Annotated in this window: 13 protein-coding genes; 11 read left to right on the top strand and 2 right to left on the bottom strand. The window is 70.1% G+C overall.

Translation table 11 applies throughout. From position 1 onward, the window contains the following. Positions 1 to 3: 3 nt before the first annotated feature. Genes Ssi02_RS23670 through Ssi02_RS23635 form a run of 8 tightly spaced genes read left to right on the top strand, consistent with a single transcriptional unit; the run spans position 4 to position 8,923 of the window. Positions 4 to 948, top strand: a complete 945-nt coding sequence (locus tag Ssi02_RS23670; RefSeq protein WP_204029272.1) for an ABC transporter permease — start codon at positions 4 to 6, stop codon at positions 946 to 948. After that, positions 945 to 1,835, top strand: coding sequence for an ABC transporter permease (locus Ssi02_RS23665; protein WP_204029270.1), 891 nt, complete (start codon positions 945 to 947; stop codon positions 1,833 to 1,835). The genes Ssi02_RS23670 and Ssi02_RS23665 overlap by 4 nt, the downstream gene beginning before the upstream one ends. Continuing rightward, positions 1,832 to 2,809, top strand: coding sequence for an ABC transporter ATP-binding protein (locus Ssi02_RS23660; protein WP_204029268.1), 978 nt, complete (start codon positions 1,832 to 1,834; stop codon positions 2,807 to 2,809). Before Ssi02_RS23665 ends, Ssi02_RS23660 begins: the two co-directional genes overlap by 4 nt. After that, complete coding sequence (locus Ssi02_RS23655) at positions 2,802 to 3,605, top strand: ABC transporter ATP-binding protein (protein ID WP_204029266.1); 804 nt, start codon at positions 2,802 to 2,804, stop codon at positions 3,603 to 3,605. Before Ssi02_RS23660 ends, Ssi02_RS23655 begins: the two co-directional genes overlap by 8 nt. Continuing rightward, positions 3,602 to 5,035 (top strand): amidase, encoded by a 1,434-nt coding sequence (locus Ssi02_RS23650; protein ID WP_204029264.1) that lies wholly within the window; start codon positions 3,602 to 3,604, stop codon positions 5,033 to 5,035. The genes Ssi02_RS23655 and Ssi02_RS23650 overlap by 4 nt, the downstream gene beginning before the upstream one ends. Positions 5,036 to 5,064: 29 nt before the next feature. Further along, on the top strand, positions 5,065 to 5,946 hold the full coding sequence (locus tag Ssi02_RS23645; RefSeq protein ID WP_204029262.1) for an amidohydrolase family protein: 882 nt from the start codon (positions 5,065 to 5,067) through the stop codon (positions 5,944 to 5,946). Beyond that, complete coding sequence (locus Ssi02_RS23640) at positions 5,943 to 7,475, top strand: class I adenylate-forming enzyme family protein (RefSeq protein WP_204029261.1); 1,533 nt, start codon at positions 5,943 to 5,945, stop codon at positions 7,473 to 7,475. The genes Ssi02_RS23645 and Ssi02_RS23640 overlap by 4 nt, the downstream gene beginning before the upstream one ends. Positions 7,476 to 7,489: 14 nt before the next feature. Next, positions 7,490 to 8,923, top strand: a complete 1,434-nt coding sequence (locus Ssi02_RS23635; protein ID WP_204029260.1) for a gamma-aminobutyraldehyde dehydrogenase — start codon at positions 7,490 to 7,492, stop codon at positions 8,921 to 8,923. Positions 8,924 to 9,086: 163 nt separating this feature from the next. Here Ssi02_RS23635 and Ssi02_RS23630 read toward each other — a convergent pair whose 3' ends face one another. After that, the gene (locus Ssi02_RS23630) at positions 9,087 to 9,764 is read right to left on the bottom strand and encodes a DJ-1/PfpI family protein (protein ID WP_204029259.1); all 678 of its coding nucleotides are present in this window, start codon (positions 9,762 to 9,764) and stop codon (positions 9,087 to 9,089) included. A 91-nt stretch (positions 9,765 to 9,855) separates the two neighbouring features. Between Ssi02_RS23630 and Ssi02_RS23625 the strand changes: the two genes are divergently transcribed. Further along, positions 9,856 to 11,325 (top strand): GMC family oxidoreductase, encoded by a 1,470-nt coding sequence (locus tag Ssi02_RS23625; RefSeq protein ID WP_204029258.1) that lies wholly within the window; start codon positions 9,856 to 9,858, stop codon positions 11,323 to 11,325. A 227-nt stretch (positions 11,326 to 11,552) separates the two neighbouring features. Here the strand turns inward: Ssi02_RS23625 and Ssi02_RS23620 are convergent, their stop codons facing one another. Continuing rightward, positions 11,553 to 12,578, bottom strand: coding sequence for an aldo/keto reductase (locus Ssi02_RS23620; RefSeq protein ID WP_204029257.1), 1,026 nt, complete (start codon positions 12,576 to 12,578; stop codon positions 11,553 to 11,555). Positions 12,579 to 12,771: 193 nt separating this feature from the next. On the opposite strand from Ssi02_RS23620, the gene Ssi02_RS23615 reads away from it, so the two are divergent. Together Ssi02_RS23615 and Ssi02_RS23610 are read left to right on the top strand one after the other, a co-directional pair. Then, on the top strand, positions 12,772 to 14,436 hold the full coding sequence (locus tag Ssi02_RS23615; protein WP_239129451.1) for an ABC transporter transmembrane domain-containing protein: 1,665 nt from the start codon (positions 12,772 to 12,774) through the stop codon (positions 14,434 to 14,436). Positions 14,437 to 14,455: 19 nt separating this feature from the next. Continuing rightward, entirely contained in the window at positions 14,456 to 16,255 is a 1,800-nt protein-coding gene (locus tag Ssi02_RS23610; protein WP_204029256.1) for an ABC transporter ATP-binding protein, read from the top strand. Positions 16,256 to 16,370: the final 115 nt, after the last annotated feature.

Raw genomic sequence — 16,370 nt, 5'->3', positions numbered from 1 at the left:
CGCATGACCGCGTATCTCATCCGGCGGGCGATCATGCTGATGGTGACACTGCTGGTATCCAGCTTTGTGGTGTTCACCGGGCTTTCGATAGCCCCGGGCAATCCGCTGGCGACGCTCGCGGGGGGCCGGTCGTTGCCGCCCGAGAGCATTCAGGTGCTGGTGGAACGCTACAACCTGGACGAGCCCTTCTTCATCAGATATGCGATGTGGCTGGGCAATGCGGTGCAGGGCGATCTAGGGTTGTCGATCACCTTGCGGCAGGATGTGTCGGATCTGATCGCGTCGCGCGCTGGGACGACGATCGCTTTGATCATCTACGCGACAGTGATCGTTCTGGTGGTCGGTGTGGCGTTCGGTCTCCTGGCGGCTCTTCGGCCGGGACTCGTCGACTCGCTGGTGGTGATCGCGACGGCGGTCGTCGTCGCAGTCCCGCCGTTCGTCGCGGCGATCGCCCTCATCGGGATCTTCGCGGTCGGCCTGGGGTGGTTTCCAGCTCTCGGCGGAGGATCGGGGTTCTGGGACGGCATCCGGCACCTCACACTGCCGGCCTTCGCCCTCGCCGCGGCCGCCGCCGCCACCGTCGCCCGGGTCACCCGGACGTCGGTGCGCCGGCAGTTGCACCTTGAGCACGTGCAGACGGCAGTCAGCCGCGGCATCCCGTACGCGACCGTCGTGCGCCGCCACGCTTTGCGTAACGCGGCCATCCCGATCAGCACGCTGGCCGGTATGACGGTGGCATCCATGATCGCGTTGTCTGCCGTGGTGGAGCGGGCCTTCGGTCTCAACGGATTGGGGGCCTACCTCGTGAGTGCCGCGCTATCGAAGGACTTCGCCGTGGTACAGGGCATCTCGCTCGTCCTCGTGACGGCTTTCGTGCTGGTCAACACCTTGGTCGACGTAGGGGCGACGATGCTCGACCCGAGGTTCCAGCTGGGGAGGCGGTCATGACCGCGACCTCGGTGGTCCGGGCCCGCGCAGGCGCACGGGCGGGACGCGGCGGTCTCGGCCCGCTCGGCGTGACAGCCGCGACGGTGATCGCCGTGGCGGTTGTGCTCGCGGCGATCGGCCCGGAGCTGGCGTCGGCCGACCCCAACGCCAGCGACTTCGCGCACGCCTACGGTCCGCCCACTCCCGGGCACCCTCTCGGATACGACAGCCAGGGCCGTGACTTGCTCGCCCGCCTGCTGACAGGGGCGCGGACCTCTCTGCTGGGGCCGCTCTGGGTGGTGGCGCTGGGCATGACGGCGGGCACGGCCATCGCGGTCGTCGCGGCGTGGCGCGGTGGCTGGCTGGACTCAATGGTGTCCTCCGTACTGGAGGTGATGTTCTCCTTCCCCGGCGTTCTGCTCGCGATGCTCGTCGCCGCGGTTTTCGGCCCGGGGCTTACATCGGCGGTGTTCGCACTCGCCGTGGCCTACATCCCCTACATCGCACGGTTGGTGCGGAGCGCGGCCGTCGCTGAGCGCCATAAACCTTACATACAGGCTTTGGAGGTGCAGGGACTGGGAGCTTTCACGATCTGCCTGCGGCACCTTGTGCCGAACCTCCTGCCGTTGCTCGCCGCCCAGGCGACGCTGTTCTTCGGCTACGCGATGGTGGATCTGGCGATCGTGTCGTTCTTCGGGCTCGGTGTGCAGCCGCCCGACGCCGACTGGGGCGTGATGGTGGCGAGCGGACAGTCAGGCGTGTTGCAAGGTTATCCCGCCGAGTCACTGCTGGCGGGCGGCTGCATCGTGCTGCTGGTCGTGGCCTTCAACGTGCTGGGGGAGCGGTTGTCCGACGGCCGCCGAGTCCACCGCCCGTGGCGGCTCTTCCGGCGAGGAGGTACGGCATGAGCGGCATTCTTGACATCGATCACCTGACGGTGACACTCGCGGGCGAGGACCGGCCCAAACCGGTGCTCAGCGATGTGTCGATGTCGATCGCCGAAGGCGAGGCAGTCGGGCTGGTGGGGGAGTCGGGTTCCGGTAAGTCCATGACTGTCCGATCGATCATCAGGCTGCTCCCGCCCGGAGCGCGGATGGAAGGCAACATCAGGGTCCGAGGTGTGGACCTCGGCACGTTGCGAGGGGCGGCGCTTCGCAAAATGCGCGCCGAGATGCCGGTGATCTTCCAGGATCCGCGTGCTCACATCAATCCGGTGCGCAGCGTGGGCGATTTCCTCACCGAGGCGCTGCGCATCCACCGCCGGATGAGCCGGGCGGCGGCCGAGGACCGCGCGGCGGACGTCCTCGACGAGGTAGGCGTGTCGGAGGCGCGCCGGAGGTTACGCCAATATCCCCACGAGCTGTCGGGTGGACTGCTGCAGCGCGTCATGATCGCCTCGGCGCTGCTCGCGGAGCCCCGGCTGCTGCTGGCCGACGAGCCCACGACGGCGCTCGACGTTACCACTCAGGCCGAGGTGATGGCGGTCATGGACGAGCTGCGCCGCGAACGCGGGCTGGCCATGCTGTTCATCACCCACGACCTGGAGCTGGCCGCGGCGATCTGCGACCGCACCGCGGTTATGTACGCAGGGAGGGTCATGGAGGTGCGGGCGTCGGCGTCGCTGCTTGAGCGCCCGCTGCATCCTTACACGGCTGCGCTCGCCACCGCCCGTCCGTCCATCGAACGGAAAGTCGATCGTCTGACGACCATTCCAGGTCGCCCACTGTCGGCGTTCGAGGCGCCCGACGGTTGTGCGTTCAACACCCGCTGCGCGCACGTGCGGGAGAGCTGCCGCGAGCAGCGCCCCGAGCTGCGCACTCTGCTGGACGGTCAAGTGGCCTGCGTCCGCGTCGAAGAACTCCAGGCGGTCTCCCATGACTGAGGCGATCTTGGAGGTAGAGGGGCTGCACAAGACCTTCAAAGGCGCGGTCGCCGTGGCCGACGTGAGCTTTTCCCTGCGCCCCGGCGCGGCCCTGGCCGTCGTCGGCGAATCGGGATCGGGCAAGACCACCGTGGCCCGCATGATCGTCGGCCTCGAGCGGCCTACGGCGGGACGTATCACCGCCTGCGGCCATGACCGCTCCCACCCGCCCCGCTCGGTCAGAGAGCGTCGCAGACGGGGCGGAGAGATCCAGATCGTCTTCCAGGACCCGTATTCGAGCCTCGACCCGCGGCAGAGTCCGGCCACCGCCGTGGATGAGATTCTCCGCCTGCACACCCGTCTCGACGCGGCCGGCCGCCGCCGCAGAGTGGCCGAACTCGCCGATCTGGTGGGACTCGACGAACGGCAGATGAACGTTTTGCCGTCGGAATTGTCCGGCGGGCAGCGTCAGCGGGTCGCCATCGCCAGGGCACTCGCCGCCGAGCCGCAGATCCTCATACTCGACGAGTCCGTCGCGGCTCTCGACGTGTCCATCCAGGCCCAGGTGCTCAACGTGCTGGCCGGCGTACGCGAACGCACCGGTGTCGCCTACTTGTTCATCAGCCACGACCTCGCCGTTGTCCGCCAGGTCGCCGACGAGATCGTCGTTATGCGAGGGGGCTCGATTGTCGAACGCGGGCCCACCGCACAGGTGCTCGACAATCCCCGGCACCCCTACACCCGACTGCTGCGCACAAGCGTCCCAGGCCCCGGCTGGCGTCCCGCTCGCCGCGCGACCCGCAAGGAGACACAATGACCGACCCCGTCGGCACAGGCCGTGAAGGCTGGCCCACCGCCTCCGAACTCGCCGAGCACATCCGCGCCGGGAAGGTCGGCTCCCGAGAGATCGTGGAAGGCTACCTCGCGCGGATCGAGAAGATCGATCCGGCATTGAACGCGTTCTGCCATGTCACGCCCGACGAGGCGAGGCAGGCCGCGGATGCCGCCGACGCCCAGGTGCGGCAGGGCGGTACGCTGCCCCCGTTCCACGGCGTCCCCATCGCGATCAAAGATCTCCATCCGGTACGCGGGTGGCCGTTGTGCAGCGCGTCCAATGGCGTCGGCCACGAGGTCATGAAGAGCGATGCCCTGGCGGTGCGGGCCTTGCGCGAGGCGGGCTTCGTCTTCGTCGGCGCGACGACCTCCCCGGAATTCGGCACGGTCTCGGTCACCGAGTCCGACCGCCACGGTGCCACCCGCAACCCCTGGGACCTGGCCTACAGCCCGGGGGGCTCCAGCGGCGGCTCGGCCGCCGCCGTGGCCGCGGGCCTGGTGCCGGTGGGGCATGCCTCCGACGGCGCCGGCTCCATCCGGGAGCCCGCGAGCTACTGCGGGCTGGTCGGAATGAAGCCGAGCCGAGGGCTGGTCCCCGCAGACGCTCACTACATGGAGGGCTTTGCCACCGAGGGCGTGCTCACCCGGACCGTGCTTGACACCGCGGCCATCCTGGACGTGTTCGCCGCCGCTCCCCGGCCCACGTGGTATGCGCCTCCCCGTCCCGAGACGCCATTCCAGGAGCGGGCGCTGCGTGACCCGGGGCGGCTGCGCATCGGGCTGAACCTCCAGCCCGCGTTTCACGTGGAGGTGGACCCGGCGGCGCGGGATACGCTCCGCCGCGCGGCCGACATGATTGCCGATCTCGGCCACGAGGTGGTGGAGCAGGACATCCCCGGACTCGACCCCGACTGGTTCGCGCCCCGGTTCGACATCTTCTACTCCACCGGCTCGGCCGACTGCGCGGTGGTCGACGAGTCGGCGGTGGAGCCGCTCAACCGCACGCTTCGCCAGGCCGCCCGCGAGACCGATTCCTTGACCTACGTGACCACCATCTTGGAGCTGCAGCTCCGGTCGGCTGAGATGTACAAGGCGTGGGACTCTGTTGACGTCCTGCTCACCCCGACGAACCCCGTCCTCGCGCCCCGCGTGGGATCGCTGTGGGAAGGGCAGGAGACAGACCCTTGGGTGCCGTTGCGCCGCGCCTTGCAGACCGCCTCGCTCACCGCCCTCGGCAACATGCTGGGCCTGCCCGCGATCTCTGTGCCGCTGGTTCCGCAGCCGGGCGCCCTGCCTTTGGGTGTTCAGCTCATCGGAGGCAGGTGGCAGGACGGCACCGTCCTGGCCTTGGCGGGGCAGCTTGAGCGCGCCTATCCCTGGCGGCACCGCACACCGGCGGGCCTACCGCTATGACCTACTCTTCCGACTCAGAGGAACGTTCCATGAATTCGGCACCTATGACGATCATCGATTTCCGTGTGCGGGTGCCCAGCGCCGTCCGTCCCCCGCTGTCCGCCGGAGGCGAGGTTTACACCCAGTACGAAGCAGTGCTTGACATCGGCAACGGCTGGCACAAGGACGTGGCCGAGCTCCTGGCTGAGATGGACGAGGCCGGGATCGGCCACGCCGTGCTCCACGCCGAGTACGAGCACGGCGACTACGCCGACGCGCTCAACGAAGAGGTGGCCGAGCAGGTCCGGCTCCACCCCGACCGCTTCTCCGGCTTCGGGACGGTCACTTTGGAGCCCTTCTCGGTGATGCGCGCGGTGCGCCAGATCGAGCGGGTCGCCGCCCTCGGCCTGAAGGGGATCAACATACAACCGTCCTTCTTCGGCCATGCCATCGACGACCGCTCGCTCTACCCGGTCTACGCCAAGGCCACCGAGCTCGACCTCGCCGTCGCCGTCCACACGGGCGTCAACTATTCCCGGCGCCATCCCATCGAGGCCGAACGCCCGGTGCGGCTGGACCAGGTGGCCTGCGACTTCCCTGAGGCCACCCTCATCGCCTGCCATGCGGCCTGGCCGTGGGTTCCGGAGATCGTCGCGGTCGCGCGGCGCCACCCCAACGTGTTCATCGATTTCGGCGGTCTAGCCCCCAAGTATCTGGGTGTGCCGGGCTCAGGCTGGGAGATGATGCTGCGTTTCATGAACAACCTGCTCCGCGACCAGGTGCTCTTCGCCACGGACTGGCCGGTTTTCCCGCACAAGCGGGCACTGGAGGAGTGGCACGCCCTTGGTCTGCGGGCGGAGACCTTGGACGCGCTGCTGCACGACAACGCCGCTCGGTTGTTGTCGCTACGTCAGGAGGCGCTGCCCGTATGAGCATCCCTGTTCTCCCGCGCATCACCGATTACGTGGACTATTGGGCCACACATCGGCCGGCCGGGGAGGCGCTGGCCGGGGAACGCGGGCGCTGGACATACGAGCGTCTACGCGACGACGTCGACCGCTGCGCGGCTGCGCTACTGGCCGCGGGGGTGAAGCGTGGCGACCGGGTCGCGCTGCTCGGCCACCCGCAGCCCGAATGTTTCGTGGTCTTTCTTGCGACGGCGAGCATCGGCGGCATCTGGGTGGGATTGAATCCGAAGTACACCACCGCCGAATTGGCTCATGTGGTCGGTCACAGCGAGCCGGTGCTGCTGTTCGGGATGCTCGGTCCCGACGACCTCACGCAGGAGGCGACGCTGCGTGCACTCTCGTCAGAGCGGCACATCCGTGTGGTGCGGGGTGGATGGCCGAGTTATCAGGAGTTCATCGACGCGGCGACCCCCGATGACCGCCTGTCGGCGGCGCGGCGCGAGGTGGCGGGGCTGGACCCCGCGGCGATGATCTACACCTCGGGGAGCACGGGCAAGCCGAAGGGAGCGCTCGTCCCACACCAGGGCCTGGCGAGTTGCGGGGTGGTGCAGGCGGGCCAATGGTACGGGCAGGCCCCGCGTAAGCTGTGCGACCTTCCGCTGAACCACATCGGCGGGCTCGGCGACATCAGCACGTCGATCCTGGTCGCGGGCGGCACAGTGGTTTACCTGTCCCGTTTTGACCCGGCAGAGGCTCTTCGGACGGTGGAACGGGAACGCCTGACCCATCTCTACTGCATCCCCACACAGCTGCTGGCGATGGTCGCCACGCCGGAGTGGGGCGAGAGCGACCTCAGCTCATTGGAGTACATCCTGTGGGGCGGAGCCGCCGCGCCGCGGAGTCTGCTGGAAACCCTGTCGAAGACGGGAGCCCGGCTGGCCACCAGCTACAGCCTCACCGAGTCGACGGGATCGGTGACCTACACCGATCCGGGTGACTCCCTTGACGTGCTGTCGTGGAGCGTCGGCCGGGTGGATCCGAACTATGAGGTGGCGCTGCGCCGTCTGGACGGAGCATTCGCGGCGCCCGGCGAAAGCGGCGAACTGCTTATCCGCGGGTCTTTCATCACACGCGGCTACTTCCGCGATCCGGAGGCGACGCTCGCCGCAATCGACTCCGACGGGTGGCTGCACACGGGCGATCTGGCAGTCGAGGAGCGGGGCGGCCACATCCGGCTGGTCGGCCGGCTCAAGGAGATGTTCAAGTCGGGCGGCTACAACGTCTATCCGCGAGAGATCGAAGTCGCGCTGGAGGAGCACCCGGCGGTCGCGTTCGCGGCCGTGGTCGGGGTGCCCGATCAGCGTTGGGGCGAGGTGGGCCACGCCTTCGTGGTGCCGAGGTCGCCGGTGAGCGTGGCGGAGTTGCGCGAACACGCGCGCGGGCGCCTGGCCAACTACAAGGTGCCGAAGGTGTTCCGGCTCGAAGCCGAGCTGCCGAAGCTGGCCGTCGGCAAAGTCGACAAGGTGAAGCTGCGCCTGATGGCTGCTTCCTGAGGGAGAGACGAGACATGTCCGAAATCCGAGTGCTGCGGAACCTTATCAACGGCGAGCATGTCGAGCCGCACGAACAGCGGTACATGCCTGTGCTGAACCCGGCGACCGAAGAGAGCATCGCCAGCGCCTCCCGCTCGGGTCCCGAGGACATCGACCTGGCGGTGGCCGCGGCGAAGGCGGCCTTCCCACGCTGGTCGGCCACCACTCCCGGCGAACGGGCGCTCGCCCTGCTGCGGCTGGCGGACGCGATCGAGGAGCACGGTGCCGAACTGGCCGAGCTGGAGTCAGCCAACGCCGGTAAGCCGCTTCACGTGGTGCAAAGCGATGAGATCAGCTCCATGGCCGACAACCTACGCTTCTTCGCCGGCGCGGCCCGATGCCTGGAAGGCAAGGCGGCAGGGGAGTATGTCGAGGGCTACACCTCGATGATTCGCCGGGAACCCGTGGGTGTGGTCGGCCAGATCGCGCCATGGAACTATCCGATGATGATGGCGGTGTGGAAGATCGGCCCGGCGCTCGCCGCCGGATGCACGACTGTGCTCAAGCCCGCGCCCTCGACCCCGGTCACCACGCTCCGGCTCGCGGAGTTGGCCGCGGATATTCTCCCTCCGGGAGTGTTCAACGTCGTTCTCGGGGCGAACGAGCCCGGCGCCGCGCTGGTGGAGCACCCGGAGATCGATCTGGTCTCCCTCACCGGATCTGTGGACACGGGCAAGTGGGTAGCCGAGCAGGCCGCCCGCACTCTCAAGCGTGTCCATCTGGAGCTCGGCGGCAAGGCCCCCGTTGTGATCTTCGATGACGCCGACCTTGAGCAGGTGCTGGAGGTCGTCTCGGGCGCGGCATATTACAACGCGGGCCAGGACTGCACCGCGGCGACCAGGGTGCTCGTCGCCGGCCGTCTGTACGACGACGTCGTGGCCGGTCTCGCCGACAGGGCGGGCAAGTTGACGATGGGCGACACCCGGGCCCCCGACACCACACTCGGGCCGCTCAACAGCCTTCGTCAGCGCGAACGGGTGGCGGGTTTCATCGACCGGCGACCCGCGCACGCCGAGGTGGTCACCGGCGGCCGGGCAGCCGGCGGGCCGGGTTTCTTCTACGAGCCCACGGTTGTCGCCGGACTCCGCCAGGACGACGAAATGGTTCAGCGGGAGATCTTCGGCCCGGTCGCCACGGTCCAGCGTTTCGACACCGAAGAGGAAGCCCTCGCGCTGGCCAACGGCACGCCGTTCGGACTGGCCTCCTCGGTGTGGACCCGCGACATCGGCCGTGCCCTGCGCATGTCGAAGGCACTGAGGTTCGGCTGCGTGTGGATCAACGATCACGTCCCGCTGGCGTCGGAGATGCCCCACGGCGGCTACAAGCAGTCGGGTTACGGCAAGGACCTGTCGGCGTACGCCTTGGAGGACTACACCCACATCAAGCACGTCATGGCCAGCCTGCGCTGACCTGTGACGCCCGCCCGAACCGCGGCGGTGGCCGGAACGGCAAGGCCTGGCCATGCTCATGTACGGCGGAGCGGGACGAGGCGCCCCGGCACCCGCAACGGCTGAGCCGGTCGCGGGCGCCGGGGGCGACGGCCCCGGTGAGGAGGAAGAAGCGCGGTTCCGGCTATCGGTCACCGCCTGGGGATGAAGCGCACCGCTCTGCCCACGATGGACCATACGAGCGCGCGAAGTCGTCCCGCATGAACCGTACGACCTCGGCCGGGGCCTTGGATACCGAACCGGCGTCGTGCGGCGGCTGCGGGTCGTACTCGATTGCCAACTGCACCGCCTGCGCGTAAGCGGGGCCCTGCAGCCGATCGCAGAGCAGCAGCGCCATGTCGATGCCGGAGGACACGCCTGCCGCAGTGATGATCTTGCCGTCCTCGACGACCCGGCGGGACGTCGGTGTGGCCCCGAAGCAGCGCAGGCTTTCGAGTTCGTACCAGTGCGTCGTGGCCTCGCGCCCCTCAAGCAGGCCGGCCGCGCCGAGCAGAAGGGCGCCGGTGCACACCGACGTCGTCCGCACACTGGTCTGGTGCGCCCGGCGCAGCCACGTCAGCACGGCCTCGTCGCTCAAAAACCGCTGCGTGGTGGAGCCGCCGGAGACCACGATCAAGTCGGGCTCCGCCATGCTCTCCAGCGGCTCCGCCACCAGGCCGAATCCCGGCTGGTCGGCAGGGCACATCCCCGGGATGGCGGAGACGAAGCGCACCCGGGGGGCCGGCAGGCGGCTCAGCACCTCGAACGGCCCGGTCACGTCCAGGGCGGTGAACCCTTCGTAAATGAGAATGGCGACGTCCATGTGCTCCGCTACCTCCTAGATATTTTATCGTTCGATCGATTAAACTTCCCGCATGATAAGCGCTGCACACGACTTAGAACAGCCTGTCCGGGTGGACGTCGCGGTTCTCGGCGGCGGTACGGCAGGTGCAGTCGTCGCCGGTCGCCTGCTGGAAAACCCGTCGTTGTCCGTCGCGGTCGTCGAAGCCGGACCCGACTACGGCTCCTTCGGCTCGGGCCGGTGGCCCCGAGAGCTTCTCGACAGCTTGACCCTGCCGGAAACGCACGACTGGGGTTATCGAGGCCCCGGCGCGTCTCCCGAGCGGGAGCTGGCGTTCGAACGCGCCCGTGTCGTCGGCGGCTGCTCTTCGCACAACGGTTGCTCGCAGACCGTCGGTCACGTCTCCGACTATCACTCGTGGGGGCTTTCCTGGACCGATGAGTCACTCGCCGGTCTGATGAAGGAGGGCGCGGCCAAACTGCGCGTCAGGCACTACTCCGATGAGGAGCTCACCCCCTTCCAGGCCGCGGCGATGAACGCCATGATCGAGTGTGGGATCCCCCGGACCAACGACCTCGACGACTTGCTCGGGGGTGCCGGATGCGGTCCTTCACCTGTGAACAATCCCGGCGGTGTCCGCTGGAACAGCGGCTTCGCCTATCTCGATCCAGTCCGAGGCGGCAGCGGACTGCGCATCATCGACAACGCCCTGGTCGACCGGCTCGAGTTCCGAGGTTCGACGGTCCGCCGCGCTCACATGCTCCGGGGCCGGGAGCGGTTCGTCGTGGAGGCCGACCGGTTCGTGCTCTGCGCAGGCGCCTACGGCAGCCCGGAGGTGCTCCTGCGCAGTGGCGTGGGCCCAGCCGAAGAGCTGCGCGCCCTCGGTGTCGACCCCCGCCTCGACCTTCCCGGCGTCGGGCGTAACCTGCACGACCACCCCACCGTCGAACTCCGTTTCGCGGCCAGTGACGAACTGGCGCGGCGGCTCGCCGCCTACGCGGAGAAGCACCCGCTGCCGGACGAGCAGGTCATCGGCAAAGCACACTCGACCGGTGGCCAGTCCCCTTACGACCTGCACCTCCTCCCGTGGACGACCCACACTGCGGACGGCTGGGTCTGCGTCCTCCCGGCCGCGTGCCTCACCCCGCAGTCCCGGGGCACCCTCCGGCTCACGTCCCGCGATCCGGGATCGAAGCCCGTCGTCGACCACGCCTACCTCACAGATCGCGCAGGGGCCGATCTGGGAGTGCTGCGGGACGGCGTCGACTGGTGCCGGCGCATGGCAGCCTCGCCGGCACTGGCTCCTCTGCTCGGAAGACCGCTCGACGACTTCAGCGCCAGCCCGGACGCGAGCACGGCGGCAATGCGTTCCTCCGCCGCGCACTACTGGCATCCGGTGGGCACCTGCGCGATCGGCACCGATACGTCCGCAGGGGCGGTGGTCGACAACACGGGGCGAGTGCACGGCAGCGACAACCTCTGGATCATCGACGCCTCGATCATGCCCACTGTCCCGCGTGCCACCACCAACCTGCCGGTCGTCGCGCTCGCGGAGCACCTCGTCCGCGCTGTCGCCTCCTGATGAACCCGGCAGTGGCCTCGGCCCTGCCGAGTGTGCCGGCGTGAAGCCGGGATCCATGAGGGCCGCGAGCTACAGCCTCGCGTTCGCCGCCGAGCGGGACGGGCGCCCGCCAGTCGGTGTGATCCTGGGTGAGTCCTTCGCCGGCCGCCGGTTCCAGACGGCAGGCGCGCTGTTCGGCCGGGCCGCGCGCTACAGCCGCGCTCAGCGCTCAAAGGTGACCGAGCCGCTCAACGCCGGCGCAGGGCGGGCTCGCACAGGGCCGGGGGAATGTAGCCGCTGTCGGCCGTCGTGACCGCCGTGCCGGGGGCGGCGATCGCGTCGACGGCGTCCAGCACCTCAGGCGGCAGCCGTACGGCGTCCGCCCCCAGTTGGCCTTCGAGCTGGGCCAATGTGCGGGGGCCCACGACGGCCGAGGTAACGGCGCGGTGGGAGAGCACGAACGCCAGGGCCAGGTGGATGAGCGGGAGGCCGGCCTCGCGGGCGACGGCGGACAACTTGTCGACCAGGTCCAGCTTGCGGCCGCGTACGGCTGCCGCCGCGTAGTCGAAGTGTTCCGCGTTGCGTGCCGCACGGGAGTCGGTGGGGGGCGGGGCGTCCCGCTGGTATTTGCCGGTGAGCCAGCCGCCGTTGAGGGGGCTCCAGACCATGACGCCGAGGTTGTGGCGTTCGGCGACGGGGAGGGCGGCGGCTTCCGCGTGGCGGGCGAGGATGGAGTAGGCGAGCTGTTCGGCGGCGGGGCGTTCGTGGTGGCGGCGGTCGGCGGCCCATTGGGCTTCGACGAGCTCTGCGGCGGGGAACGACGACGTGCCGTAGGCGCGGATCTTGCCTTGGCGCACCAGGTCGGTGAGGGCGCCGGTCGTCTCCTCGATCGGGGTCCTGGGGTCGGGCCGGTGGGCCAGATATAGGTCGATGTAGTCCGTGCCGAGGCGGCGCAGGCTGTCCTCAACGGCGCGCGTGATCCAGCGGCGGGAGTTGCCCCCGGTGTTGGGGTCGTCGCTCATCGGGTTGTTGAACTTGGTGGTGACGACCACGTTGTCACGGCGGCCCTTGAGCGCGCGGCCGAGGATTTCCTCGCTCTCGCCGAAGGCGTAGACGTCGGCGGTGTCGATGAAGTTGATGCCGGCGTCGAGGGCGGCGTGGATGATGCGTTCGCATTCGGCGTGGTCGGTGTTGCCCCAGGCGCCGAACATCATGGTGCCGAGGCAGAGGGGGCTGACCTGGATGCCGGTGCGGCCTAGGGTCCGGTGGTTCACGGGGTCGACCTTGCCATGGAACCGGCGGGGGCATCGATGTGGCCGGGAGGCAGCGCGGCGCGGGGTTCTTTGTGCGGCAGGCACAGGGGAGGGGGGCTCCCGCGGCGGCAGGGCCTAGGTTAGGCTTGCCTAAGTTTGCCCGCTGATCGACTGGCCGGAGGAACCACGATTGCCCGCGAGTGGCCGTGACATTGTGAGGCGTGCGATCACCGGGCAGCTCAAGCTCTCCTTGGGCGGGTCGCTGCTGGCGGCGGGGCATCAGGCCGGTGAGGCGCTGGTGCCGGTGGTGATCGGGCTCGTGATCGACGAGGCGATCCGGCCGGGGGACCACGAACGGCTGTTGCTGTGGATCGCCGTGCTCGGCGCGGTTTTCCTCACCCTCTCACACAGCTACCGGTTCAGCCTGCGCGCGGTGGAGCGGGCCTCGGAGACGGCGGCGCACCGGCTGCGGATCGAGGTGACCGAGCGGGTCCTGTCGGCGCGCGGCGGCGCCGAGGCGGGGTTGTTGCCGGGGGAGCTGGTGAGTGTCGCGACCCAGGACGCCAAGCGGGTCGGATCGGTCAATGTCGCGCTGGGGTTCGGGGTCGCGGCGCTGGCGGGGCTGATCGTGGGCGGTGTGGCTCTGCTGCGGGTCTCGGTGCCGCTGGGACTGCTCGTGCTGCTCGGGATCCCGCCGCTGATGCTGCTCGCACACTTCCTGGGCAAGCCGCTCGAACGGCGGAGCGGCACCGAGCAGGAGCGCGCGGCACACGCGTCGGGCGTGGCGGCCGATCTCATCTCAGGCCTGCGGGTGCTGAAGGGGATCAAGGCCGAGGACGCGGCGGTCGAACGTTATCGGCTGACCAGCCGCGACTCGCTGGCGGCGACGCTGCGGGCGGCGCGGGCGCAGTCGTGGCACTACGGAGGCATGCTCATCCTGACGGGGGTGTTCATCGCGCTCGTCGCCCTGGTGGGCGGCAGGCTCGCCGCACAAGGGGACATCACCGTCGGCGAGCTGGTGGCGTCGGTGGGGCTCGCGCAATATCTGCTCGGCCCGCTCTCCATCCTGGCGTGGGCCAACGGTGATTTCGCCCAGGGGCGGGCGTCGGCGGCGCGGATCGCCGCCGTGCTCGCGGCGGCCCCCGCGGTGGCGGGCGGCGAGGGCGGGCTGCCTGCGCGGGTGGAGGGGCGGGTCAGGCTCAGGGGCGTCTCCCACGACGCCTTGCGAGCGGCGAGCTTCGAGGTGTCCCCCGGCGAGACGGTGGGGGTGGTGTCGTCCGACCCGGCCTCCGCCGCGGCGCTGCTGCGGGTGCTCGGGCGGGCCGCCGATCCGGAGCCTGGCGGGCGGGTCGAGCTCGACGGTGTGCCGCTGGCGGAGGTGGATCCGGCCGAGGTGCGGCGGGCCGTCGTGGTGGCCGAGCACGACGCGGAGCTGTTCGAGGGCACGCTCTTCGACAATGTCGCCTCCGCCGCGGCGAGCCCGGCAGCCGTGGCTGCGGCCATGGCGGGCGCGGCGGCTGACGAGGTCGCCGCGGCTCTGCCGTACGGCACGGCCACGATGCTGACCGAGCGCGGGCGGTCCCTGTCGGGCGGGCAGCGGCAGCGGGTGGCGCTCGCGCGGGCGCTCGCGGCGGAGCCGCCGGTGCTGGTGGTGCACGATCCGACGACGGCGGTCGACGCGGCCACGGAGGCGCGGATCGCGGCGGGCATCCGGGGGGCCCGCGCCGGGCGGACCACGATCCTGGTGGTGACGAGCCCGGCGCTGCTGGCGATGACCGACCGGGTGGTGTTCATGGAGGGCGGCACCCCGGTCGCCGATGGCACCCACGCGGATCTTGTGCGCACCAATGCTGCCTACCGGGCAACCGTGCTGACCTAAACGGACGAGGAGCGTGGAATTGAGCACCGTCGAGGTCGATCGTCCGGTCCGTCCGGTCGAGGACCGGGAGTTGCTGACCATCGCGGAGCCCGCTGTCGTCCGCGCCGCTGTGCGGGAGCTGGCCCGGCCGCACCGATGGACCGCCGTCGTGGCGTCGCTGGTGCTGGTCGGCGGCACAGTTGTGGGGCTGCTGACCGCTCCCGTGCTGGGGCACATCATCGACCTGGTCGCGGCGGGCCGGGGGGCCGACGCGATCACGGCGCCGGTGGTGTGGCTCGTGGTGATCGCGGTCGGGCAGGGGGTGGCGACCGCCGCGGGTGCCGTGCTTGTGGCGAGGCTGGGTGAGGGCATGCTTGCCACGTTGCGTGAGCGGTTCGTGGAGCGCGCGCTGCGGCTCCCCCTCGAACGTGTGGAGCGGGCCGGTTCCGGCGACCTCACCTCGCGGGTCACCGGCGACGTGGCGGTCATCACCAACGTGGTGCGCGAGGCGCTGCCGGCGTTCGCCCGCTCGGTGCTGGTCATCGGGCTGACGTTGGTGGCTCTCGCCGTACTCGACTGGCGGTTCCTCGTTGTCGCCCTGGTCGCGGTGCCCATCCAGGCGCACACGGCACGCTGGTATATCCGGCGTGCCGTCCCGCTTTACGCGTCTCAACGTGTGGCGGCGGGCGAACAGCAGCAGCAGTTGCTCGGCACCGTCGGTGGCGCGTCCACGGTGCGGGCGTTGCGGCTGGGCGACGAGCATGTGCGGCTCGTCCGGGACAGGTCGCAGTCGGCGGTCGATCTGATGTTGCGCGGGATCCGGCTGGTGACACGCTTCTACGGCAGGCTCAATCTGGCCGAGTTCGCCGGGCTGACCGCGGTGCTGGTCGCGGGGTTCGTGCTGGTGCGCGGCGGCCATGTGTCGATCGGCACGGCGGGAGCCGCCGCGCTCTACTTCCACAACCTGTTCAACCCCATCAACGTCGTGCTGGGGCTGCTCGACGACGCGCAGGCGGCCATGGCCGGGTTGTCGCGGCTGGTCGGAGTGGCCTACGGCGAGCCCGCGACGCGGGCGGGCACCGCCCGGCGGGCCGGCCGCGGGGCGGTCCGGGTGGCGGGGGCCGGTTACTCCTACCGGCCGGGGCACCCGGTGCTCCACGAGGTGGACCTGGACATCGCGGAAGGGGAGCGGGTCGCGCTGGTGGGCACCAGCGGTGCCGGCAAGACCACGCTGGCGAAGCTCATCGCCGGCATCCACAAGCCCGACACCGGTTTGATCACGGTGGGCGGGCACCCCCTGCCGGAGGAGGGCGCGTCGCCGGTGGCGCTGGTGACGCAGGAGGTGCACGTCTTCGCCGGTCCCCTCGCCGACGACCTGAGGCTGGCCCGGCCGGCGGCGACCGAGGCCGAACTGCGCGCGGCGCTGGCCCGCGTCGGCGCTTTGAGCTGGGCGGACGCACTGCCGGACGGCCTTGGCACGGTGGTCGGCGAGAACGGCCACCGGCTGTCCCCGGCGCAGGCGCAGCAACTCGCCCTAGCCCGGCTCGTGCTGACCGACCCGCCGGTGGTGGTGCTCGACGAGGCCACGGCCGAGGCGGGCAGCGCGGGCGCACGTGTGCTTGAGGAGTCCGCGAACGCCGCGACCGAGGGCCGGACGGTGCTGGTGGTGGCGCACCGGTTGACGCAGGCGGCGGCCGCCGACCGCATCGTGGTGATGGCGGCGGGCCGGGTCGTCGAGTGCGGCACCCACGACGAGCTCGTGCGAGCCGGGGGAAGCTACGCGTCCCTCTGGGCGGCCTGGTCCGGCAGCCGCCGGCCGGCAGCGGCGCCGGACTGCTAGGGCGCGGCCTGGTCCGCTAGCCGGCGGTCGGCGGCGGTGCCGGAGGGCTAGGGCGCGGCTTGGTCCGACAGCCGCCGGCCGGCGGCGGCGCCGGAGGGCTAGAGGGCGACGTCAC

This window comes from Sinosporangium siamense (assembly GCF_016863435.1).
Classification (GTDB): domain Bacteria; phylum Actinomycetota; class Actinomycetes; order Streptosporangiales; family Streptosporangiaceae; genus Sinosporangium; species Sinosporangium siamense.
Note: the sequence above shows the minus strand (reverse complement) of the source record. Positions and strands in the feature narration are given on the sequence as shown.

Coding starts and splice junctions, on each gene's coding strand:
- Ssi02_RS23670 (WP_204029272.1), top strand. CDS start 4: ATGACCGCGTATCTCATCCGGCGGGCGATCATGCTGATGGTGACACTG.
- Ssi02_RS23665 (WP_204029270.1), top strand. CDS start 945: ATGACCGCGACCTCGGTGGTCCGGGCCCGCGCAGGCGCACGGGCGGGA.
- Ssi02_RS23660 (WP_204029268.1), top strand. CDS start 1,832: ATGAGCGGCATTCTTGACATCGATCACCTGACGGTGACACTCGCGGGC.
- Ssi02_RS23655 (WP_204029266.1), top strand. CDS start 2,802: ATGACTGAGGCGATCTTGGAGGTAGAGGGGCTGCACAAGACCTTCAAA.
- Ssi02_RS23650 (WP_204029264.1), top strand. CDS start 3,602: ATGACCGACCCCGTCGGCACAGGCCGTGAAGGCTGGCCCACCGCCTCC.
- Ssi02_RS23645 (WP_204029262.1), top strand. CDS start 5,065: ATGAATTCGGCACCTATGACGATCATCGATTTCCGTGTGCGGGTGCCC.
- Ssi02_RS23640 (WP_204029261.1), top strand. CDS start 5,943: ATGAGCATCCCTGTTCTCCCGCGCATCACCGATTACGTGGACTATTGG.
- Ssi02_RS23635 (WP_204029260.1), top strand. CDS start 7,490: ATGTCCGAAATCCGAGTGCTGCGGAACCTTATCAACGGCGAGCATGTC.
- Ssi02_RS23630 (WP_204029259.1), bottom strand. CDS start 9,764: ATGGACGTCGCCATTCTCATTTACGAAGGGTTCACCGCCCTGGACGTG.